This window comes from Spongiibacter sp. (genome assembly GCF_041602295.1).
Classification (GTDB): Bacteria; Pseudomonadota; Gammaproteobacteria; order Pseudomonadales; family Spongiibacteraceae; genus Spongiibacter.
The window spans coordinates 13,623-34,905 of the sequence record NZ_JBFIGO010000014.1; the positions used below are offsets into that span (position 1 = coordinate 13,623).

General features: G+C 59.0%; 20 protein-coding genes. 11 read left to right on the forward strand and 9 right to left on the reverse strand.

The annotated features are described in order from the left end of the window. Window positions 1-2: 2 nt before the first annotated feature. Together rpmG and rpmB are read right to left on the reverse strand one after the other, a co-directional pair. On the reverse strand, window positions 3-173 hold the full coding sequence (gene rpmG, locus ABYM29_RS04460) for a 50S ribosomal protein L33 (RefSeq protein ID WP_022959072.1): 171 nt from the start codon (window positions 171-173) through the stop codon (window positions 3-5). An 11-nt stretch (window positions 174-184) separates the two neighbouring features. Beyond that, a complete protein-coding gene (gene rpmB / locus ABYM29_RS04465) occupies window positions 185-421 on the reverse strand; it encodes a 50S ribosomal protein L28 (RefSeq protein WP_372862638.1) in 237 nt (78 codons plus the stop codon). Window positions 422-762: 341 nt separating this feature from the next. Here rpmB and ABYM29_RS04470 point away from each other — a divergent pair, with 341 nt between their 5' ends. Continuing rightward, window positions 763-1,878: an NADH:flavin oxidoreductase gene (locus ABYM29_RS04470; RefSeq protein ID WP_372862640.1), complete on the forward strand. Its 1,116-nt coding sequence runs from the start codon at window positions 763-765 to the stop codon at window positions 1,876-1,878. 8 nt (window positions 1,879-1,886) lie between these two features. Here ABYM29_RS04470 and radC read toward each other — a convergent pair whose 3' ends face one another. Next, window positions 1,887-2,561: a DNA repair protein RadC gene (gene radC / locus ABYM29_RS04475; RefSeq protein WP_372862641.1), complete on the reverse strand. Its 675-nt coding sequence runs from the start codon at window positions 2,559-2,561 to the stop codon at window positions 1,887-1,889. Window positions 2,562-2,657: 96 nt separating this feature from the next. Here radC and coaBC point away from each other — a divergent pair, with 96 nt between their 5' ends. From coaBC to slmA, 4 genes are all read left to right on the forward strand, one after another. Further along, a complete protein-coding gene (gene coaBC, locus ABYM29_RS04480) occupies window positions 2,658-3,860 on the forward strand; it encodes a bifunctional phosphopantothenoylcysteine decarboxylase/phosphopantothenate--cysteine ligase CoaBC (protein ID WP_372862644.1) in 1,203 nt (400 codons plus the stop codon). 112 nt (window positions 3,861-3,972) lie between these two features. Continuing rightward, window positions 3,973-6,468, forward strand: coding sequence for a phosphomannomutase/phosphoglucomutase (locus ABYM29_RS04485; protein WP_372862646.1), 2,496 nt, complete (start codon window positions 3,973-3,975; stop codon window positions 6,466-6,468). A 55-nt stretch (window positions 6,469-6,523) separates the two neighbouring features. Further along, the gene (argB, locus tag ABYM29_RS04490) at window positions 6,524-7,447 is read left to right on the forward strand and encodes an acetylglutamate kinase (protein ID WP_372862649.1); all 924 of its coding nucleotides are present in this window, start codon (window positions 6,524-6,526) and stop codon (window positions 7,445-7,447) included. A gap of 9 nt (window positions 7,448-7,456) precedes the next feature. Beyond that, window positions 7,457-8,041 carry a nucleoid occlusion factor SlmA gene (slmA, locus tag ABYM29_RS04495; protein ID WP_372862652.1) on the forward strand — a complete coding sequence of 195 codons (585 nt, stop codon included), beginning with the start codon at window positions 7,457-7,459 and terminating at the stop codon, window positions 8,039-8,041. Between the two features lie 6 nt (window positions 8,042-8,047). Here the strand turns inward: slmA and ABYM29_RS04500 are convergent, their stop codons facing one another. Both ABYM29_RS04500 and pyrE read right to left on the reverse strand, forming a co-directional pair. Then, a complete protein-coding gene (locus ABYM29_RS04500; RefSeq protein ID WP_372862654.1) occupies window positions 8,048-8,671 on the reverse strand; it encodes a hypothetical protein in 624 nt (207 codons plus the stop codon). 77 nt (window positions 8,672-8,748) lie between these two features. Beyond that, window positions 8,749-9,402 (reverse strand): orotate phosphoribosyltransferase, encoded by a 654-nt coding sequence (gene pyrE, locus ABYM29_RS04505; protein WP_372862656.1) that lies wholly within the window; start codon window positions 9,400-9,402, stop codon window positions 8,749-8,751. Window positions 9,403-9,772: 370 nt separating this feature from the next. On the opposite strand from pyrE, the gene ABYM29_RS04510 reads away from it, so the two are divergent. Continuing rightward, window positions 9,773-10,555 (forward strand): exodeoxyribonuclease III, encoded by a 783-nt coding sequence (locus ABYM29_RS04510; RefSeq protein ID WP_372862659.1) that lies wholly within the window; start codon window positions 9,773-9,775, stop codon window positions 10,553-10,555. 38 nt (window positions 10,556-10,593) lie between these two features. Here ABYM29_RS04510 and rph read toward each other — a convergent pair whose 3' ends face one another. Next, window positions 10,594-11,319, reverse strand: coding sequence for a ribonuclease PH (gene rph, locus ABYM29_RS04515; protein WP_372862661.1), 726 nt, complete (start codon window positions 11,317-11,319; stop codon window positions 10,594-10,596). Between the two features lie 130 nt (window positions 11,320-11,449). Here rph and ABYM29_RS04520 point away from each other — a divergent pair, with 130 nt between their 5' ends. Then, entirely contained in the window at window positions 11,450-12,301 is an 852-nt protein-coding gene (locus ABYM29_RS04520; protein ID WP_372862697.1) for a YicC/YloC family endoribonuclease, read from the forward strand. A gap of 6 nt (window positions 12,302-12,307) precedes the next feature. On the opposite strand, the gene ABYM29_RS04525 is transcribed toward ABYM29_RS04520, so the two are convergent. Together ABYM29_RS04525 and ABYM29_RS04530 are read right to left on the reverse strand one after the other, a co-directional pair. Beyond that, window positions 12,308-15,436 (reverse strand): efflux RND transporter permease subunit, encoded by a 3,129-nt coding sequence (locus ABYM29_RS04525; protein WP_372862663.1) that lies wholly within the window; start codon window positions 15,434-15,436, stop codon window positions 12,308-12,310. Next, window positions 15,433-16,551, reverse strand: coding sequence for an efflux RND transporter periplasmic adaptor subunit (locus ABYM29_RS04530; protein WP_372862665.1), 1,119 nt, complete (start codon window positions 16,549-16,551; stop codon window positions 15,433-15,435). Before ABYM29_RS04530 ends, ABYM29_RS04525 begins: the two co-directional genes overlap by 4 nt. A 246-nt stretch (window positions 16,552-16,797) precedes the next feature. Here ABYM29_RS04530 and gmk point away from each other — a divergent pair, with 246 nt between their 5' ends. The 4 genes from gmk to ABYM29_RS04550 all read left to right on the forward strand — a co-directional run bounded on the left by gmk (window position 16,798) and on the right by ABYM29_RS04550 (window position 20,399). Further along, window positions 16,798-17,418, forward strand: coding sequence for a guanylate kinase (gene gmk / locus ABYM29_RS04535; protein ID WP_372862668.1), 621 nt, complete (start codon window positions 16,798-16,800; stop codon window positions 17,416-17,418). A gap of 81 nt (window positions 17,419-17,499) precedes the next feature. Further along, the gene (gene rpoZ, locus ABYM29_RS04540) at window positions 17,500-17,763 is read left to right on the forward strand and encodes a DNA-directed RNA polymerase subunit omega (RefSeq protein WP_372862671.1); all 264 of its coding nucleotides are present in this window, start codon (window positions 17,500-17,502) and stop codon (window positions 17,761-17,763) included. A 20-nt stretch (window positions 17,764-17,783) separates the two neighbouring features. Then, window positions 17,784-19,973, forward strand: coding sequence for a bifunctional GTP diphosphokinase/guanosine-3',5'-bis pyrophosphate 3'-pyrophosphohydrolase (gene spoT, locus ABYM29_RS04545; protein WP_372862673.1), 2,190 nt, complete (start codon window positions 17,784-17,786; stop codon window positions 19,971-19,973). 42 nt (window positions 19,974-20,015) lie between these two features. Beyond that, window positions 20,016-20,399, forward strand: coding sequence for a RidA family protein (locus tag ABYM29_RS04550; protein ID WP_372862675.1), 384 nt, complete (start codon window positions 20,016-20,018; stop codon window positions 20,397-20,399). A gap of 3 nt (window positions 20,400-20,402) precedes the next feature. Here ABYM29_RS04550 and ABYM29_RS04555 read toward each other — a convergent pair whose 3' ends face one another. After that, window positions 20,403-21,257, reverse strand: coding sequence for an NAD(P)H-binding protein (locus tag ABYM29_RS04555; protein WP_372862676.1), 855 nt, complete (start codon window positions 21,255-21,257; stop codon window positions 20,403-20,405). Window positions 21,258-21,283: the final 26 nt, after the last annotated feature.

Here is a 21,283-nt window from a genome sequence, read left to right on the forward strand (position 1 = left end):
CCTTACTTGATCTTGGCTTCTTTGTAGATCACGTGCTTGCGAACAACCGGATCGTATTTCTTGAATTCGAACTTGTCCGGAGTGTTGCGTTTGTTTTTAGTGGTCGTGTAGAAGTGACCGGTACCCGCACTGGAGACCAGACGGATTTTATCGCTAGCGCCTTTCTTCGCCATGATGGTTCTCCTTAGTATTTCTCGCCGCGGGCAGTCATCTCAGCCAATACAGCGTCGATGCCCTTTTTATCGATGATACGCATACCCTTGGCAGACACGCGCAGGGTCACGAAACGTTTTTCTGCTTCAACCCAAAAACGGTGGCTGTGCAGGTTCGGCAAAAAACGACGACGGGTGCGGTTTTTTGCGTGGGATACATTGTTACCGGTTACCGGACGCTTACCAGTAACTTGACATACTCTGGACATGATTTTCCTTCGCCTCTTAAAGCTTTTTACGCAAAAAAAGCCCGATGAATTCTGCTTCAAAACTTCCGCATTAAAATATGGGCCGCAGCACCGGGGGAAAGCCAGTGCCCGAATCAGGCTCGTTTGACACCGCTGTGGGGTCAGACCCAAATTGAGCGCGACTTTATACCAGAAGCCGGCCCCCTAAGCAATGAAACTGGTGAAAAATCCATCGTTCAGGCCAATAAAAGCCCATACCAAGATTCTAGACAACGTGTTAGGCTGAAATATATATCGCGCACGATACAAATAAGTGGCGATACGGCTATTGAATACCCACCCCAAATAGAGGTTCCGCAGCGATGTCACGCAACGCCCTGTTCAGCCCGTTTTCTTGCAAGTCACTGCAGCTCGCCAACCGCCTGGCCATGGCACCGATGACCCGCTCGCAATCGCCCGGCGGCGTGGTATCCGACGCCATGCGCGGCTACTACCAGCGCCGCGCCGAAGGCGGCGTGGGCTTGATTATTTCCGAGGGTACCGGCATCAACCGCCCCGGCGCCCTCAACGACCGCGCCGTACCGCGCTTTCACGGCGGCGCCGAACTGGCCGCCTGGCAGCGCGTCGTCGATGCGGTGCACGCTGCAGGCGGCGCCTTTGCCCCCCAGCTGTGGCATGTTGGCGCGATGCGCGCACCGGCCCACGCCGATCGATTGGCCGATGAAGTACTGGAAAGCCCGTCGGGCATTCCCCAGCCCGGCAAGACTCGCGGCCGGATCATGAGCGACAGCGACATCGCCGACACCATCGACGCCTTTGCGCAAGCAGCGCTGGCCGCCAAGCAGATCGGCTGCGACGCCGCGGAGTTTCACGGCGCCCACGGCTATTTAATCGACCAGTTCTTTTGGGGTCCCAGCAACCAGCGCAGCGACGCCTTTGGCGGTGCCAGCTTGGTCGAACGCAGCCGCTTTGCGGTAGAAATCCTAAAGGCTGCCCGTGCGGCCGTCGGTGACGACTTTGCGTTGATTTTACGCATTTCCCAGTGGAAGCAGCAGGACTACAGCGCCAAACTGGCCGCCAGCCCCGCGGAAATGGAAGCCTGGCTGGGCGCACTCAGCGACGCCGGCGCCGATATCTTCCACTGCTCACAACGCCGCTTCTGGGAGCCGGAGTTTGCGGGTTCATCGTTGAATTTTGCCGGCTGGGCAAAAAAACTCAGCGGCAAACCCACCATCAGCGTCGGCTCGGTCGGCCTGGAAGGCGACTTCCTCGACACCCTCGCCAAGGGCCAGTCCTCACAGCGCGGCAGCGGCGAACGCATGGCGGAGTTACAACAGCGCATGGCAGATGGCGAGTTTGACCTGATCGCCGTGGGCCGCGCACTACTGCAAGACCCCAACTGGGTGGCCAAGCTGCGCGATGGCCGCGACGATGAGCTGCAGGCCTTCGACGTCAGCTCCATGTTCGCACTGAGCTGACAGTCGCCTCACAGCAGGCCGCGCTCCGCCAGCGACACCACCTCGGGGCCGGCCACCACGCAGTGGTCGAGTAAGCGAATGTCCAGCAACTGCAAGGCCGCGCGGATGCGCGCGGTAATACGCACATCGGCATCGCTGGGCTCGGCCACCCCACTGGGGTGATTGTGGGCCAGTATCAGCGCTGCGGCATGGAGTTCCAGCGCCCGCCGGGCAATCTCCCGGGGATACACCGCCGCGCCATCAATGGTGCCGTAAAACAGCGGCTCGTAAGCAATCAAGCCGTGCTGATTGTCCAAATACAGCACCGCGAACACCTCGCGGTGCTCGCCGCGCAATTGCGCGCAGAGAAACTGCTTGGTCGCCGCGGCGCGGGCAAACACCTGTCCGCGCCGCATGGCTTCGCCCAAATAACGCCGCGACATTTCCATCACCGCCTGCAGCTGCGCATATTTGGCATCGCCCAAACCCTTTGAGGCACAGAAACGCCGCTGCTCGGCCGCCATCAGCGCCCCCAGACCACCGTGCTCCGCCAGCAGCTCACGAGCCAGATCAACCGCCGACTTGCCACGCACGCCGGTGCGCAAAAAGATCGCCAGTAATTCGGCGTCAGACAGCACTGCGGCGCCACGCTGCAGCAATTTTTCCCTCGGTCGCGCGTCTACCGGCCAATCGCGAATCGCCATATCACCCTCCCTGGTGTGCGATAAATAGCACAGCGGTAGTCCCGACCGCCGTGAAAGTTCATAATAGCCGCTTACTTAGCAATATCGAGCCACGGCATGAAGCAGCTCAGCAACCGACAAATTCTGCTCGGCATTACCGGCGGCATCGCCGCCTACAAAAGCGCCGAACTGGTACGACGCCTGAAAGATCACGGCGCCAACGTGCGCGTGGTCATGACCGCCGCCGCCATGGAATTTATTACTCCGCTCACCCTACAGGCACTGTCGGGCAATCCGGTGCACACGACCTTACTCGACCCCGAAGCCGAGGCGGGTATGGGACACATTGAACTGGCGCGCTGGGCCGACCTCATTTTGGTAGCGCCCGCCAGCGCCGACTTTATGGCGCGCCTGGCCAATGGCCGCGGCGATGATCTACTGACCACGCTGTGCCTGGCCACCCCCGCACGCATCGCCCTGGCGCCGGCAATGAATCAGGGCATGTGGCGCGATGCGGCCACCCAAGACAATGCTGAATTGCTCCGCCAACGGGGCATCGCCCTCTTTGGCCCCGCCGCCGGCGAACAGGCCTGCGGCGATGTCGGCCCCGGCCGCATGATGGAAGCCGAGCAATTAGCCGAGCTGGCCGCAACGCTGTTTGAAGGCCGCGCACTGGATGGCGTGCAACTGTGCATTACCGCCGGCCCCACCCGCGAGGCCATCGACCCGGTGCGCTATATCAGCAATCACAGCTCGGGGAAGATGGGCTACGCACTGGCCGAGGCCGCCGCCGACGCCGGCGCCCAGGTCACACTGATCAGCGGCCCGACACAACTCGCCTGTCCTGCTCGGGTCCAGCGCATCGACGTGGTCAGTGCCGAAGATATGTACCAGGCCAGCATGGCGCAGATGGGCAGTTGCCAAGTGTTTATCGCTTGCGCCGCGGTGGCCGACTACCGCCCGGCAAAGGCTGAAGAACAAAAAATCAAAAAAAGCCGCGACACCATGCATATTGAGCTGATTCGCAACCCCGATATTGTCAGCGCCGTGGCAGGCCATCCACAGCGCCCCTACACCGTGGGCTTTGCCGCAGAAACCCAGGACGTGCTGCGCTATGCTCGCGACAAGCTGCAGCGCAAAAACCTGGATATGATCGTTGCCAATGACGTATCGGATAGCCGTATCGGCTTTAACTCCGACGATAATACCGTCACTGTCATCGACGCCAACGGCGAGCAACGTATTGAACAAATGGGCAAACGGCAGCTCGCCCGCCAGCTCATCGCCAACATCGCCACACGCTGGAGCCAACGCGATTAGGCTGCGAGACCCAGAGAGACAACATTCCCTTCTGGACAGACTGACGATGGGCTTCCATGATTAGCCCTAATCGCCCATCCCACAGGGATGTAGGATGTAACAAAGGCCGACAATGATAAAAAAGCGCAATACTGCCACTCACAACACCACCAGGCTTTCGGCCGCACGTCGCGATATTTTACTGTCCGGCCTGGTTTGTAGCGCACTGGTGCTCTGCGCATTTTACTGGCTGCAATACATTGAGCTGCCGCGCAAACTGCAGCAGCACGCGAGCAACATCACCGAAAATATCGCCGAGCACCAGCGCACAGCCGTTATCGACGTACTCGACGCCATTAGCCTGCGTATCGATGCCCAAGCCAAATACCCGCCGCTGGCCAGCGCCCTGCAACGGGGCGACGATCGCGAATTGCGCGCCCGGGAACGCACGCTGCGCCGCAGTTTTCCCGCCGCCGTCGATGCCAAGCTGGTGCGCCTCGGCCCCCAGGGTATTGCCGACGAGGGCAGTGAAACCAAGCGGCTGCGCAATCACATCGAGATCGATATGCTGCGCAAGGCCAGCGACAGCGGCGAACTCATTATCGAGGCCTACCAATACGACCGGGGCTGGTTAATTTCCATGATGCAGGCCGCAGGCCCCTACGGCGCCATTGTCGTCAGCTTCGACAGCGAATTCTTCGCCAATATTCTGCGTAATATCGCCGGCGACTCGGTAAACAACGAGCTGCTGCAAAGCTACAAAGGCCGCAAAGATGTGGTGATCGCCGCCGCCTCAAAGCAATACGACGCATATGCCGCCAGCCGCCCCCTGCCCGTCCCGGGCTGGACACTGCGAGTCATCCCGCAGCCGGCTACCGTCAGAGCACTGAGCTGGGACAGCACTCTGATCCACCTCATTGGCCTGCTCTGCTTGGCGCTAATCGGCGCCAGCCACCTGATTTTCTTTTTGCGGGCCACGCCGACGGCCAGCACCACAGACCATACAGACAATGAAGCAGCACCGCAGGACAGCAGCGAAGAAGCCGGCCTCGAGCAGCAGCTGGCCCGCAAATTAGCCGCCCGCCGCCCCGACAACACCGCGGGCAACACCTTCGATCCAAGCGCCAGTTTAACCCCCCCGCTGCCCGAACCCGCGCCGCTGAGCACTGCGCCGGCGGCCCAGGGCGCTGCCGCGCCTCAAGCCACTGCGGACACCGACGCCGCCGACCACCGCGAGGCCACAGAAGACGCGGCGGCCAGTGGGCGGCTCAATTGCTTTCGCTCCTACGACATCCGCGGCATCGCCGAGCATGACCTTGACGACGAGCACTGCCGGCAGATCGGCCTGGCACTGGGCAGCGAGGCCATTGCCCGCGGCCAGAGCAAGATGCTGCTGGGGCGCGACGGCCGCAGCAGCAGCCCGCGTATCCGCGAGGCGCTATTAGCGGGCCTGCAGGCAAGCGGCATCCATGTGGTCGACCTCGGCCTAATCTCCACGCCGATGCTCAACTTTGCCTGCTACGACTTGAATATCGGCAATGCGGTCATCATTACCGGCAGCCACAATCCCCCCGAATACAATGGCCTGAAAATGATTCTGGATTTTCAGAGCCTTAGCAGCGACGACATCCAAGCCCTGGCCGAGCGCATCGACCAACAGGATTTCCACCAGGGCGACGGCCAACTGAGCAGCGACAGCATCGAGCAGCGCTATATCGACCGCATTTGCGGCGATGTGGTCATCGCCCAAAGTTTGAAAGTGGTTGTCGACGCCGGCAACGGCGCCACCGCCAATGTCGCCGTGCCGATTTTTGAAGAACTGGGCTGCGAAGTGGTCGCGCTGTTTTGCGAAGTCGACGGCGACTTCCCCAACCGCTCCCCCGACCCCACTATTCCAGAAAATCTCGACGCTCTGGCGACCGCGGTGGCCGAACACGGCGCCGATATCGGCATTGCCTTTGACGGCGACGGCGACCGCGTAGCCGTGGTGAGCGCTGCCGGCCGCCGCCCTCTCGCCGACGAGCTGCTCATGGTCCTGGCCGACGACATGGTCAGTCGCAATCCGGGCTGCGAAATCCTGTTCGACGTCAAATGCAGCCGCCGACTCAACCAACTCATTGTCGAGCGCGGCGGCCGTCCCACCATGTGGAAATGCGGCCACTCCCACATGAAACGCAAAATGGCCAGCAGCGAAGCGCTGCTGGGTGGCGAGTTCAGCGGCCATATCTTCTTCAAAGAGCGCTGGTACGGCTTTGACGACGGCATTTATGCCGCCGCCCGCCTATTGGAAGCGCTGACCCTAAGCGCCACCACGTTGGACGAAGAACTCAGCCACTACCCCCAACTGTGCAGCAGCCCGGAAATCCTGCTGCCGATCGATGACGAGCAGAAATTTGCCGTCGTCGAAAGTTTTGCCGCGCTGGCCAATTTCAATGACGCCCAGCTGGTCAATATCGACGGCCTGCGCTATGAGTTCCGCAACGGCTGGGGGCTATTGCGCGCCTCCAACACCGGCCCGGCGCTCACCCTGCGTTTTGAAGGTGAAAGCGAGGCCGCGCTGGCCGGAATTCGTGAAAGCTTCGCACAAACACTGGCGAAGATTGATCCCGCGCTGGCAGATAGTCTTTAATAGTCGTCTTTTTTCAGCCGAGCCTGTTTTACAGGCCCCGAGTACGAGAGCCAATATGTCACTGAGCCGCGACGCAGCGGGCGATGTCGCCCGCGTTCTAACCGAAGCCCTGCCCTATATCCAACGTTTTACCGGCAAAACCATTGTCGTAAAGTTTGGCGGCAATGCCATGGTGGACGACCAACTCAAGGAGCATTTCGCGCGCGACATCGTGTTGATGAAACTGGTCGGCATGAACCCCGTCGTCGTCCACGGTGGCGGCCCGCAGATCGGTGAGCTACTGAAACGCCTGCAGATCGACTCCCGCTTTGTGGAAGGTATGCGGGTCACCGACAGCGACACCATGGATGTGGTGGAAATGGTGCTGGGCGGCAGCGTCAACAAAGAGATCGTGTCACTGCTGAACCACAACGGCGGTAAGGCCGTGGGCCTGACCGGCAAGGACGGCCAGCTGATCCGCGCCCGCAAACTCAAGGTTCGCCACAAGACACCCGAAATGTCAGCGCCAGAAATTATCGATATCGGTCACGTTGGCGAAGTCGAGAGCATCAGTACCGACGTACTGGACATGCTGGTCAACAGTGACTTTATTCCGGTTATCGCGCCGATAGGCGTCGGCCCCGACGGCGCCTCCTACAATATCAACGCAGACCTGGTCGCCGGCAAAATCGCCGAGGTGCTCAAAGCCGAAAAGCTGATGCTGCTGACCAATATCGAGGGCCTGAAAAACAAAGAGGGCCGTGTTCTAACCGGGCTGAGTACTGCGCAAGTAGACGCATTAATTGCCGACGGCACCATTTACGGCGGCATGCTGCCCAAAATCGGCTGCGCCTTGAGCGCGGTAAACAGTGGTGTAAACAGCGCCCATATTATCGACGGCCGGGTTCCCCACGCCGTGTTGCTGGAGATCTTTACCGACACCGGTGTCGGCACCCTGATCACCAATAAAAGCCTGCAGGCTGCCGATCTCAGCGACTAGGATAAAGCGATGAACAAGCGACCCTCTCGCCGCGATGAAATTCTGCAGGCCCTGGCCACTATGCTGGAAAGCCAGCCCGGCGCACGCATCACCACGGCCAAACTGGCCGCGGAGGTCGGTGTTTCGGAAGCGGCTCTGTACCGCCACTTCCCCAGCAAGGCCAAAATGTTCGAAGGGCTTATTGAGTTCGTCGAAGAAGCCATTTTTAGCCGCGTCGCCACCATCTGCAGCGAAGGCAGTAGCGCCAGTCTGCAGATCGCCAAGATTCTGCAACTGCTGCTGGCCTTTACCGAGCGCAACCCCGGAATCACCCGCATCTTCAACGGCGACGCCTTGGCCGGTGAACACGAGCGCCTGCGCGGCCGGGTCCAGCAATTTTACGACCGACTGGAAACCCAGCTGCGGCAGACTTTGCGCGAGGCAGAAATACGCGAGGGGCTGCGCACCCGCGCCACCGCCAATGCCACCGCCAACCTGCTGATGGCTTGCGTAGAGGGCCGTATCGGCCAATTTGTCAGAAGTGATTTTAAACGGCTGCCGAGCAGCGACTGGGACGAACAGTGGCAGTTGCTGCAGGAAACACTGTTCCGCTGAGGACGGTCAATTAGCGCTGCCGTGGTAACTGCGGCGCAGCCGCACATTATCCTGTAGTTGCAAGAAGCGCTCCTTGTCCCGCTCATAGGCTTCGGCCACTTCCGCGAGCTCCTCCTGGCGACGCAGGATATCTTTTTCCGTGCCGCTCACCTCGCGGCGCAGATCGGTCAACGTTTGCGCCAACGCCTCGGGCACCTCCATAGCGCGCCGTTCCAATTCAGCCGCTTCAGACTGATTGCTGCTCACTTTTTGCTTCAAGGCATTGAGGTTGCTTTTAAGAATGGAGATGCGCACACGGATATCCCTGAGGGCGCGCTCTTTGGCGTGCTCAATATCGTCAATATCACTGTAACGCAGCAGCAGCGATTCATCCCAGTTACGCAATTTTTCTTCGGCCTCCGCGCGAGCGCGGGCCACTGCCTGCTCGCGGGCCCAGGCCTGGCGCTCTTCCTCACTCAGCCGAGCAGCAACGGTTTTAACCACACTGCCATCCGCGCGAATGACATCGTAGCCACGCGGCACCACCTCAGGCGGCAGGCGATCGAGGATCACCACCTTGTTACTGGAATCGACATAGCGGTAAAAAACCTTGTCGGCCTGCGCCGACGCCGCGGCACAAAATACCAACAAGAACAAACACCAGTGCCGCCTATTGAGCAATTGCCTAACGCGAATCAATGCACTCTATCTCCCTACGCTTTTCTCCACTATAACGACACACCGTAGCGCTCACGATACGCACTTACCCTAGATATTAGGTCAATATCGCTAGTCGCGGCGGTAAGGTATTCGACGATATCGGCCAAACCCACAATACTGATGACCGCCAAATTGCGCTCCTGTTCCAATTCCTGAATGGCCGACAACTCACCCTGACCCCGCTCTTGGCGGTCTAGACCAATGGCCACGGCCGCCACTTCGGCACCCGCAGCCTCGATCATGCCGATCGCTTCGCGAATGGCCGTACCGGCGGTGATCACGTCATCGATAATCAACACTCGCCCTTGCAGAGGCGCCCCCACCACGCTGCCACCCTCGCCGTGAGCCTTGGCTTCCTTGCGGTTATAGGCAAAGGGCATATCGATATTGTGGCGCTCGGCCAGCGCACAGGCGGTTGCCGCCGCCAGCGGAATGCCCTTGTAGGCCGGGCCGAACAGCAAGTCAAACGATACCCCGGAGTCGACAATAGCGTCGGCGTAGCAAGCGGCCAGGGCACTGAGGGCCGCACCGCTGCTAAACCGGCCGGCATTGAAAAAATACGGACTAACGCGACCAGACTTCAGGGTGAACTCGCCAAAACACAGCGCATCGCTGTCGATGGCCTGACGGATAAACTGCTGCTGAAAGGGTTTAATGCTCATGCGCGACTATGACTCATATGAAAAATACTGTTTTATAGAAGCCCTTATTGTACGCGCGGCGACGCCCGCGTCCCAGAGCGCGGCGGCGCTTTGCGCCAAGAAGACCGGCCAAAAGCCCCTAATCATGGTGTTTTTGCCGACATTCGACGCCAGCTGATTGTTGTCAAAAAGTTTTCATTGTAGTCTAACCAGCTGTTTATAATGGGAATTGCCTGCACAGCCGCAGGCAATGCGGCAAGCCCCCTGAGGGGACGGCCGGCGGGAGCGACACAATCGCGGTACAGCCTGTCTTCGCCATCGTTATTTCGGGCGAAAGTATCGACACAACAGCAAGGGCTCAATGCCCTAATACCAGACGCACGGGAAACGCATGAGAATCATCAGCTTTTGCGCTGACAGCATCACCGATGCCGCAGAAAAAGGCTTTTTTGACTGGGTCGTCAAGCAGGACGCCGATATTATCTGCCTGCAAAACCTGGGCATTGCCGAATACAAACTTCGCGACGATGTGTTCTTTCCCCGCGACTACAATCCCTATTTCTTTGACGCCGCCGACGGCAAAAGCAACGGCGTAGCGATTTATTGTCGGCAACTCCCCAAAGCCATTATGACCGGCCTCGGCTTTATGGACTTTGATATGGACGGCCTCTATATCCAGGCCGACTTCGACAATATCAGCATCGGCAGTTTACTGGCCCCCAGCGTGCCAACGGGTGATAGCGAAGCACAGATTCGCAAAAATCAGTTCTTTGAGCAGTATTACAACCACTTGCACAAGGTTCGCAACAAGCGCCGCGACTTCGTCATTTGCGGCAACTGGGGGATCGCCCACAAAAGCATCGACATTCAAGATATCAAGGCCAATCACGGCGTCTCCGGCAGCCTGACCGAGGAACAGCAGTGGCTGGAACGCCTGTTCCACGACGAGCAATACGCCGACGCCTTCCGACTGGTGAACAATGACGCCGACGAATTCAGCTACTGGCCAGATGGCGAGCCGGGCAAGAACGGCTGGCGAGTCGACTATCAAGTGGTATCCGAGCGGCTAAAAACCCGGGTCGAGCACGGCGCCATTTACAAGGTTCAGCAATTCGGCAAGCACGCGCCACTGATCATGGACTACGACTACGAATTGCCCGAAAGCGCCTTTTAACGCGGCGGCGGGGGCCATGCCCCCACCAGCCCCAGTATTTACTCAGCCAGCGCGGCGCGCTGTGCGGCAATTAACTCCTCAATCCCCTGCTCAGCCAAATCCATCATCGCATTCATTTCCAGTCGGCTGAAGGTTGCGCCCTCGGCGGTGCCCTGCACTTCAATAATGCCGCCGCGCTCATCCATCACCACATTCATATCGGTTTCCGCGCTGGAGTCCTCGATGTAATCGAGGTCCAACACCGGCTGACCCTGATACACGCCGACCGAGACCGCCGCCACCAACTGCTTCAGAGGGTCAGTGGCAATGGCGCCGCTGCGCTGCAAATAACGGATCGCGTCAACCATTGCCACGCAGGCACCGGTAATCGCCGCCGTGCGGGTGCCGCCATCCGCCTGAATCACATCGCAGTCCAGCGTAATGGTGTGTTCACCCAGCGCCTGCAGATCTACCGACGCGCGCAGTGAGCGGCCGATCAGGCGCTGAATTTCCTGAGTGCGACCCGACTGTTTGCCGCGCGCCGCTTCGCGCCCCATGCGGCTGCCAGTACTGCGCGGCAACATGCCGTATTCCGCCGTTACCCAGCCCTGCCCCTTGCCGCGCAAAAATGGCGGCACACTGGCATCCACCGAAGCCGTGCACAACACCTTGGTCGCCCCGGTCTCCACCAGCACCGAGCCCTCGGCATGACAGGTGTAATTGCGGCTGATGCGCAGCTCGCGCTTCTGATTGGCGCTGCGGCCACTGGGTCGAACAAAACTCATAGCATTCTCCTTCACTGAAGCCGCACAGTATACCTGCGCAGACGCCACTGAAGCGAAAGGCGTTTCCCGCTACAATGACTGCTCACCACTTCGCTTCACGCAACAGGGGACGCCCGTGACCATCAGCAGTATGACCGCCTTTGCCCACCGCCGCAGCGAACACAGCTGGGGCACCGCCATCTGGGAACTGCGCTCTGTGAATCATCGCTACCTGGAGCTATCGTTTAAATTGCCGGAAAACTGGCGCCAACTGGAGCCGGAATTGCGCGAACGACTGCGCGACAACTTGCAGCGCGGCAAAGTGGAATGTTCACTGCGCCTGAGCCTAAAAGAACAAGAGCAGCAGCTCAGCCTCAATCACGAGCTGGCCGAGCAGCTGCTGAATACCGCCCACGCACTGCGCGCCGATATCACCCATGCCGCGCCCATCAATGTGCTGGAAGTGCTGCGCTGGCCCGGCGTTATGCAAAGCGCCGAACCCGATGGCGATACCATCAGCAAGGACTTGCTCACCGCCTTTGCCGAGGCTCTCAACGATCAACGCGACAATCGTCGGCGCGAGGGCGCGGCCCTGGCCCAGCTGATCGAACAGCGCCTGCACAGCATCGATCAAATCGTCGCCGAGCTGCGCCAGCGCATGCCAGAGATTGTTGCCGGCCAGCGCGACAAACTGCGCAGCCGCCTCGCCGAACTGCAAGCCGAACTCGACAGCGACCGGCTGGAACAGGAGATGGCACTGATCGCCCAAAAGGCCGACGTCGACGAAGAACTGGATCGCTTAGATACCCATGTCAAAGAAGTTCGCCGCGTGCTCAGCAAGGGCGGCGCCGCCGGCCGCCGGCTCGACTTTCTCATGCAGGAGCTCAACCGCGAAGCCAACACCCTGTCGTCAAAGGCCGTGGTCGCCGACAGCACCCAGGCCGCCGTGGAGCTGAAAGTGCTGATCGAGCAAATGCGCGAACAGATCCAGAATATTGAATAAGCTGGCCTAGACCACCGGCGCCCTCGACGACTTGCGGCGGCGCGACAGCAATCGCCGCAAATCCTGCTCTATGGCATACAAGCTGGGCAAATAAAACAGCGTAATTATGCTACCCAATATCACTCCCCACAGCATGACCATCGCAATGGGCGCGATGGTCGGGCTGGTACCAAAGGTGCCATAGGCAACCGGGTATAAACCCAATGCCGTGGTAACCGTGGTAAGAAAAATGGGCCGCAATCGCGTTTGTGCGGTGCGCACCAAGGCTTCCCGATCTAATATCCCGCCGCTGCGCGCGCGGTTTAGTTGATCGATCATAATCAATGAGTCATTGACCAGAATGCCCGCCAAGCCGGTGAAGCCGGTAAGCGCCGACAGACTCAGCTCGGCCCCCTGCAGGGCGAACACAAACAAGGTGCCAATCACCCCCAGCGGAATCACCATCATCACCAGTAGCGGCTGGGTCACCGAGTTAAACAACAGCACCAACAGCAAGGCGATACCGGCGATACTCAGCAGCGCCGCATCGGCAATATTGCCCAGCGCCGATTGCTGTCGATCGGCTTCACCGCCTTCAATAATGCGCAGTTCTGGAAATTTCTCGGCCAGGCGCTGCTCGGCAATATAGTCGGCGACATAGTTATTAATTTGCGCGACCGATATTTTTTCTTTGTCGATACTGGCATAGACGGTCACCGTGCGGTCGCCAAAGTAGTGATATATCGTTGCCTCGTTAGGACGCGTTTCCAAGTTTGCAATATTGTGCAGCAAGACTGGCTGACCGCGTTTATTGATCACGCTCAGACCATACAGGGTTTCCAGCTGACCCTGCTCCGGCTTGCGGTATTGCAGGCGGAATTTGATGCGCTCTTCAACGGTTTGCATTTCGTCTATCAGCAAGCCATCAAACGCGATGCGGACCGCGCGCGTCACATCGGCGACGCTCAGACCGTAGTTGGCCAACAACTCGGGCTTGAGAACCAGGTCGACGATATCTTTGCCGCTTTTGTACGAGCTCCACGCCTGGTCGACATGGGGGTGGCTTTCCAGAATATGTAACAACTGATCGGCAACCAGAAAACGACTGGGATCGTTGCCGACAATATCCAACTCTACCGCTTCACCGGTGGGCGGCGAGTTTTCAAAGGGGTGTATTTGAATACTGCTAAAATCCGGCTGCGCTTTAAACAGCTCGCGCATCACCGAAATCACCTCGTTAGACGAATGCGCCCGCTGACTTTGCGGGTGCAAATACACGTCGATTTTCCCCCAGTACGACTGACGCCCCTCGGTGATCGACGGTTCGTTGTCGACGTCGTGATTGCCAATGGTGGCCTTGGTCGCCAATAGGTCCCGTGGATCCAAGACCGCTATCAACTTGCGCTCCAAGGCCAGCACATGCTCTCGGGTATGAGAAAACGAGGCGCCCAGGGGCAGTTCTAATTTCACCAAAATTTGGTCGGTATCACTGTCGGGGTAGAGGTCAAACACCAGCCGATTGGCACTGTATACCGCAGCAATTACCGCCAGCAGTGCGATGCCAATAAAGCTCAGTACACGGTGGCTAAACATCTTGTGCATCAACCAACTGTAGCCGCGCTCAATCGGCACAAACCATTGTCGAGACAAGGTATTTTGGCCTTTCGCCTGAGCGTGTTCCAGGGCGTGGCGCATATGTGCCGGCAAAATAAACAGGCACTCGATGAGCGACGCCAGCAGCACCATCACCACCACCGCCGGCAACATCCACAAAAACTTGCCCTCGATGCCCGATAAAAATATCAGTGGCATAAACGCCAGCAGAGTGGTGGCCGAACTGGTTAATACCGGCGCGGCGATTACCGAGGTGCCGTCGATGGCGGCGTCAATCGGACTTTTCCCGCGCTCGCTTTCCTGAAAGATGCCCTCACTGACCACAATCCCATCGTCAACAAGCACCCCCAACATCAGTATCAGGCCAGAAATACTCAGCTGATTCATGGTGATCCCCATCGCCGGCATCATCATGAAGCTCATCAATATCGCGGTGGGTATACCCGCGACCACCCAGATGGAAAAGCGCAGCGGAAAGAATGCCAGCAGTGAAAAAAACACCAGCGCCATACCGACCATGGCATTGCTAAACAACACATCAAGCATGTTGCGCGCATAGCGGGTGGTGTCATTGAACGGCGTCAACTCGACGCCCGGTGGCAATAATTCCTTCTGCTGGTCTATGAAATTAAGCAGCTCTTTAGAGACCTTCAGGCCATTGGCGTTTGCCGACTTTTTCACCCGCAGGCTGATACCGGGCTCGCCATTGGCCATCGACTGCTCGAGCCAGTCCTCAAAGTCGACGACCACTTCCGCAATATCTTTTATCCGCACGAAGTTGTCGCGGCCCGCCACCCGCACAATGACCTCTTCGACCTCGTGCGGATCGCGAAACTGGCCAACGGTGACCACGTCTCGCTCAGACGTAAACGACTCCAGCGACCCGCCGGAATCGCGGACATTGTGCCCCTTAATCGCATTGATCACCTCGTCGTAGTTCATGCCAAGGTGCTGCAGTTTTAGCGGGTCGAGCAGTATTTTCACTTCCTTGCGGCGATAGCCTTTGCGCTCGGTTCCCGCGACACCCGGCACCCGCCGCACCGCCGTCTGCAACCGCCGCGCGGTCTGACGCAGAATGTCTTCGGCCACATTGCCGTGGATCAAAATTTCCATCACCGGAGTGCGGTCGGGGTCCTCGGCGAGCAAGTCGGGCTTTTCCGGCACATCTTCCGGCATGCGACCAAAGGCCTTGTCGATCGCCTTTTGCAGCTCGTCTCGAAATTCGCGATTCTCCGCCCGATCATTATCGGGGTCTGACTGAATGGTTAAGCTGGACAGCCCCTCCATGCTGGCCGAACGCAGAGAATCAATGCCGTCGATTTTCAGAATTTCCTCTTCCAAGGGCACGGTGACCGACAGCTCTACATCCTCTGCGCTCGCTCCCGGGCGCACCGTAGTGACAACAAAAAAGCCGGTATCAATAGACGGGTAACTGCTGTAGACCTGCGACTTCGTCACCACATAGCCGCCCAAAAAAATCATAACCAGCATGAGATTGACCAGCAGCGGTCGCCGCACAAAGAAGCCGACCAATGACTTCATTGTGCCACCTCCAACGCCGTCGGCTGCGCAGCTTCGGCCAGTGTCACCGGCTTGCCATCCGCCAACAGGTCCAGATAGGACGTAATCACGCGATCGCCGGGCTTGAGGCCGGCAAGCACCGGCAACATGTCACCCACAGCAACGCCCAGTACCGGCTCCACTTCGCGCGCCACACCCTCGCGATAGAGGTACACCACCCGCCGGCGGTTTCGATCCACCATTAAGGCCTTGGGAATGACCAGAGTATTACTGCGCTCGATACCACTCATTGTCAGTGTCGCCGACATACCCGGCCGCAGCAGGCGCTCGCTATTATTAACCGTCAACTTAACGATGAAATTTCCGGTGTCGGGATCTGCCGCCGAACTGACCAGTTCAACGCGCCCCTGGTAGCGCCGGCCCGGCACCGCCGGGCTAGTGACCTGAGCGAGATCGCCCAGGCGCAACTGATTGACCAATCTTTCGCCGACAAAGGTCACCACCCGCAAGGTATCTGCCACCTGCACCACGGCCAGCGGGTTGCCCGGCAGTACCGTTTGCCCCGCATCGACGTTGCGCTGGGTCACAACGCCGTCTACCGGGCTGATAATGCGCGTTTCTCGCAGATCTTGCTGGGCGATCGCCAGCGCCGCCTCCGCCTCCTGGGTTGCGGCCAGTGCTCGCTCAAAATTGGCCTTGCTCTGCCGGTGCTGCTCGCGAGACAGCGCGCCGCTAGACATCAAACCGCGATAGCGGAAATAGGTGCTGCGAACTTTCTCCAACTCGGCCTTGGCGCTCTCCACATTGGCCTGCGCCTGCTGCAAATGCAGCTGCTGCTTGCTGTCGTCGAGTGCGAGCAGCAATTGCCCTGCCGAAATGCTTTGGCCATCTTGAAAATGCACCGTTTCCACAGTGCCGGAAAAGTTGACGCTAATGGTGATTTTTTCGGTAGATTCAAAATGGCCATAACTGGCAAATTGCAGTTGCCAGGTCTTGGGTTCAAGCAGCAGGGTTTGCACCGCCAGCGCCTCGGCTTTCGGCTCCGGCTTGGGCGCTTCAGGAGCCGGCTCACAGGCGGCGAGAACGGCCCCAACCACCATCAAGCACAGCCGATACGCAAGACGCTTTTTCTGCATGCTATTCACCCACCAATCTTTCTGTTTAGTATTTTTATGGGCCAGAGTCTAGCGCAAGAAGACCGGGGTAAAGATTAAACAAATGTCACTGCTGCCGGCATGACCTCCACCCGCAGCCCGCCAATTTGCTCGCCAATGGCAACTGCACTGGCGCGGCCAGGGGTTTTCAGCACCGCTCACGGTGACGTTACCGCATACAGGCCGTATACTCCCACTATTCATTCAGCAACACGGGACATCGCAGCAATGCAACAAAGCCAGGGGACTCTTTTCACGGTTTCCGCCCCCTCGGGTGCCGGCAAAACCAGCCTGGTCGCGCGGTTACTGGAAGAAATGGACAATGTTCAGGTGTCGGTGTCCCACACCACCCGCGCGATGCGCCCCGGTGAGCGCGATGGCGTCAACTACCATTTTGTGTCCCACGACACCTTTGCCGCCATGCTGCAAGACAGTGCCTTTCTCGAGCACGCCCAGGTCTTCGACAACTACTACGGCACGTCCCAACAGTGGGTAGAGACCACGCTGGCCAGCGGCCGCGATGTGATTTTGGAGATCGATTGGCAAGGCGCCCAGCAAGTGCGCAAGCTGATGCCCGACACCGTATCGATTTTTATTCTGCCCCCCTCCCAGCAGGCCCTGCGCGAACGCCTGACAGGCCGCGGCCAAGACGACGAGACGGTGATCAACCGCCGCATGTCGGCGGCCGTGGCAGAAATGTCGCACTACGTTGAGGGCGACTATGTGGTGATCAACGACGACTTTGACACCGCATTGGCCGAACTCAAGGCCGTGCTACTCAGTCACCGGCTGCAGCTGAGCAAACAGCAACTGCGCCACCACGACTTGCTAACAGCGCTGCTGACATAACTGGCCGAAGTTTGTTAGACTGTGGATAACTGTCAGCGGCGCCCGTAGCCGCTGCGATTCAGCAAATTCAGGAACCCTTTCATGGCCCGTATTACTGTAGAAGACTGCCTGTCGGCGGTAGATAACCGTTTTGAGCTGGTAATGGTATCCAGCAAGCGCGCCCGCGCACTGGCCACCGGCGGCAAAGAACCGCTGGTCGTCGAAGAAGGCGATAAGCCCACGGTACTGGCGCTGCGCGAAATTGCCGAAGGTAAAATCACGCGCGAAGAAATTATGGCGGCCGACGCAGTAGCCGAAGAGCCAGAACTGGACTTGGGTGTAGAGCTGGGTTCTCAGCCTCTTTAAATACTCGGCTCGGGGTGTCGATGCACCAGTACAGCTTCTTTAGTTACCAACACGGTAAGCCGGAGCCGGCGCAATCTATCGACGCCCTCGCCGAAACCTTGAGTAATTATCTTTCCGCTTCACAAGTTATGCAGGTGAGGCGCGCCTATTACTACGCCGAACAAGCGCACGAGGGCCAAAACCGCCGCAGCGGCGAACCCTACGTTACCCACCCGCTGGCGGTGGCCGGCATCCTCTCGGAGATGCGCCTCGACGCCCAGAGCCTGATGGCGGCAATGCTGCACGACGTGATCGAAGACACCGCGATCAGCAAGCAGGACCTCAGTGAGCAGTTTGGTGACGCGGTGGCGGAACTGGTCGACGGGGTGTCCAAACTCACCCGCATCGAGTTTCAATCCAAGGCCGAGCAACAGGCCGAAAACTTCCAGAAAATGGCCCTGGCGATGGCCAAGGATATCCGCGTTATCCTCGTTAAGCTGGCCGACCGCCTGCACAATATGCGCACCCTCGGCGTGATGCCGCCCCCCAAGCGCCGCCGTATCGCCCGCGAAACCCTGGAGATCTACGCGCCTATTGCCCAGCGCCTGGGTATGCACAATATCCGCGTAGAATTCGAAGACCTGGGCTTTCAGGCCATGCATCCCATGCGCGCCCAGCGCATTAGCAAGGCGATTCGCACCCGCTTTGGCGACCGCCGCAAAAACATCCAGAATATTCAAGAAAGCCTGGAAAACTGCTTGCAGGAAGAGGGCCACAAGGCCCATGTGGTTGGCCGCGAGAAGCACCTGTTCAGCATTTACAGCAAAATGCGCAACAAGCGCAAATCGCTGAAAGAGATCATGGATCTCTACGCTTTTCGTATCGTCGTCGACTCCGTAGACAGCTGCTACCGCGTTCTCGGCTGTGTACACGGCCTCTACAAACCGGTGCCCGGCCAGTTTAAAGACTACATTGCCATCCCCAAGGCCAATGGCTACCAGTCTCTGCACACTGTGTTGTTTGGCATGCAGGGCGTGCCCATCGAAATCCAGATTCGCACCCAGGAAATGGAAGAGATGGCCAACAATGGTATCGCCGCCCACTGGCTGTACAAGTCCAGCGAGCAAGACCCCCGCGGCAACTCCAGCCACGCCCGCGCCCGCCAGTGGGTACAGGGCCTGCTGGAAATGCAGCAGCGCGCCGGCGACTCGCTGGAATTTATCGAAAACGTCAAAATCGACCTGTTCCCTGACGAGGTCTATGTCTTCACCCCGCGGGGCGACATTATGGAGCTGCCCGCAGGCGCCACCGCCGTCGATTTTGCCTACGCCGTGCACAGTGACGTCGGCAACAGCTGTGTAGCCTGTCGCATCAATCGCCGCCTTGCACCGCTGTCGGAAGCCCTGCAAAGTGGCCAAACCGTGGAGGTGATCACCACCCCCGGCGCCCAGCCCAACCCCGCCTGGCTACACTTTGTGGTCACCGCCAAGGCGCGCAGTGGCATTCGCCACTTTCTTAAACATCAGCGTCGCGCCGAAGCCGTTAGCCTGGGCCAGCGTATGCTTGAGCGGGCGCTGGCGAGCATGGATGAAAGCCTCGATAACTTCAGCGAGCAACACCTTGAGCAGCTGGTCGACGCCACCCACGCCAAATCCGCTGAGAATATTCTCGAGCAAATCGGCCTGGGCAATCGCGTCGCCTATTTAACCGCCAGGCAATTACTCAACCTGCGCGACCAGGTCGACGACGAAGACGGCAACTCGTCCATGCCCGCCGCCAGCCAACGCCAGACCATGGTCATTCACGGCACCGAGGGCTTTTTGGTTAACTTTGCCCGCTGTTGCTACCCCATCCCCGGCGACCATATTGTCGGTATTGTCAGCGCCGAAAAAGGCGTGGTCGTACACAGCGAAAATTGCCACAACAGTATCGAGCTGCGCAGCACCCCCGAACGCGTGGTGCCACTGAGCTGGGCAGAAAACATAGAGCGCGACTTTTCCGTTGAACTGAAGGTCGAACTCAGCAAGCAGCGCGGCATTATTGCCGTGCTCGCCACCCGAGTGAACGGCGCCGATGCCAGCATTGAAAAGATCAGCGTCGAGGATGAAAACCCCAAAATAAGCACCATTCACTTGGTCATTGGCGTGCGCTCACGCGTTCACCTGGCGAGCATTATGCGCCGCATCCGCAATATTCCCGCGGTGCTTAAAGTCACCCGCGAAAAACACTGAGGCGCCCTCAGCGCCGCGAATACAGCAGAAAGGAAGCCTTCCGTGAGCAACAAAGAAATCATCAGCACTGAGCGCGCACCTGCCGCCATCGGCCCCTACTCCCAGGCAGTCAAAACCGGCAACCTGGTATTCTTGTCGGGCCAGATCCCATTGATTCCAGAGACCATGGAAATGGTCGAGGGCGGTATCACCGAACAAAGCCAGCAGGTATTTAAAAATCTGAGCGCAGTGGCCGCAGCGGCCGGCGGCAGCTTAAACGATGCGGTCAAAGTGAATATTTCACTGACCGATCTCGGTGATTTCGCCGCCGTCAACGAGGTCATGGCCTCGGTATTTGCCGAACCCTACCCCGCCCGCGCCTGTGTGCAAGTGGCCGCCCTGCCACGGGGCGCGATGGTAGAAATCGAAGTGATTCTGGCGCTGTAAGCGCTAGCGCTTAAACTCCTCAAGCAGCTCGGCAAAGCCGCTGCGGTAATCCGGGTGCCGCAATTGGTAACCGCTGTCGCGCAGGCGGCGGTTGCTGCAGCGCTTACTGCCAGTGCGCGCAATCGGCTCACCCTCTTGGCGGTAGGCCACCCCCAGCTGCTCGGCCAGCCAGCGCTGCACCTGCTGAATAGCCACCGGCATATCGTCGACACCGAGATAGCACTTTTCCACAGGCTCTCCCGCCGCCACGCGGTCGATCAAGTGACAGAGAAAGCCCACGCAGTCGTCACGGTGAATGCGATTGCTGTAATGCAGCGGTTCATCGGGCACGCACTCGCCGCGGCGCACCTTGCCAATCATCTGCAGGCGGCCCGGCCCGTAAATACCGGCAAAGCGCACAATACTGTGGGGCCAAGCACTGGCGGCAATGCTCTGCTCCGCCTTGAGGATGCTCTGCCCGGAAAACCGCGACGGCTCAGTCGCGCTGTCCTCGTCCACCCAGTCGTGACCACTCTGGTCGTACACCCCACTGCTCGACACAAACAGCAGGTGCTGTGGCGCTTGCAGGCCGGCCATTACAGTCGCCAGCGCCTCTTCGAATATTTTGCGATAGCCCTCTGGCCGATAGCTCATGGGCGTCAGCGTCATCAATACATAATCCGCCTGCAGAGGCCCCAGCGCGCGGATGCTGTCGGCATCGCCGAGGTCAGCAGCCAGCCCCTCCACCCCCGGCGGCAGCTTGCTGATATCGCGCCGCAAGCCCTGCACCTGCCAGCCCTTTGCCACATAGTGACTGGCCACGCCGCCGCCAATATCGCCACAGCCAATGATCAGTAATTTCTTCGTTGCAGGCTTCATGATTTTTTCGACCCCGGTTCAAGCCC

Coding starts and splice junctions, on each gene's coding strand:
- gmk (WP_372862668.1), top strand. CDS start 16,798: ATGCAACAAAGCCAGGGGACTCTTTTCACGGTTTCCGCCCCCTCGGGT.
- rpmG (WP_022959072.1), bottom strand. CDS start 173: ATGGCGAAGAAAGGCGCTAGCGATAAAATCCGTCTGGTCTCCAGTGCG.
- radC (WP_372862641.1), bottom strand. CDS start 2,561: ATGGCGATTCGCGATTGGCCGGTAGACGCGCGACCGAGGGAAAAATTG.
- ABYM29_RS04470 (WP_372862640.1), top strand. CDS start 763: ATGTCACGCAACGCCCTGTTCAGCCCGTTTTCTTGCAAGTCACTGCAG.
- ABYM29_RS04520 (WP_372862697.1), top strand. CDS start 11,450: ATGACCGCCTTTGCCCACCGCCGCAGCGAACACAGCTGGGGCACCGCC.
- ABYM29_RS04555 (WP_372862676.1), bottom strand. CDS start 21,257: ATGAAGCCTGCAACGAAGAAATTACTGATCATTGGCTGTGGCGATATT.
- pyrE (WP_372862656.1), bottom strand. CDS start 9,402: ATGAGCATTAAACCCTTTCAGCAGCAGTTTATCCGTCAGGCCATCGAC.
- rpoZ (WP_372862671.1), top strand. CDS start 17,500: ATGGCCCGTATTACTGTAGAAGACTGCCTGTCGGCGGTAGATAACCGT.
- coaBC (WP_372862644.1), top strand. CDS start 2,658: ATGAAGCAGCTCAGCAACCGACAAATTCTGCTCGGCATTACCGGCGGC.
- rph (WP_372862661.1), bottom strand. CDS start 11,319: ATGAGTTTTGTTCGACCCAGTGGCCGCAGCGCCAATCAGAAGCGCGAG.
- spoT (WP_372862673.1), top strand. CDS start 17,784: ATGCACCAGTACAGCTTCTTTAGTTACCAACACGGTAAGCCGGAGCCG.
- ABYM29_RS04485 (WP_372862646.1), top strand. CDS start 3,973: ATGATAAAAAAGCGCAATACTGCCACTCACAACACCACCAGGCTTTCG.
- ABYM29_RS04510 (WP_372862659.1), top strand. CDS start 9,773: ATGAGAATCATCAGCTTTTGCGCTGACAGCATCACCGATGCCGCAGAA.
- slmA (WP_372862652.1), top strand. CDS start 7,457: ATGAACAAGCGACCCTCTCGCCGCGATGAAATTCTGCAGGCCCTGGCC.
- argB (WP_372862649.1), top strand. CDS start 6,524: ATGTCACTGAGCCGCGACGCAGCGGGCGATGTCGCCCGCGTTCTAACC.
- ABYM29_RS04525 (WP_372862663.1), bottom strand. CDS start 15,436: ATGAAGTCATTGGTCGGCTTCTTTGTGCGGCGACCGCTGCTGGTCAAT.
- rpmB (WP_372862638.1), bottom strand. CDS start 421: ATGTCCAGAGTATGTCAAGTTACTGGTAAGCGTCCGGTAACCGGTAAC.
- ABYM29_RS04530 (WP_372862665.1), bottom strand. CDS start 16,551: ATGCAGAAAAAGCGTCTTGCGTATCGGCTGTGCTTGATGGTGGTTGGG.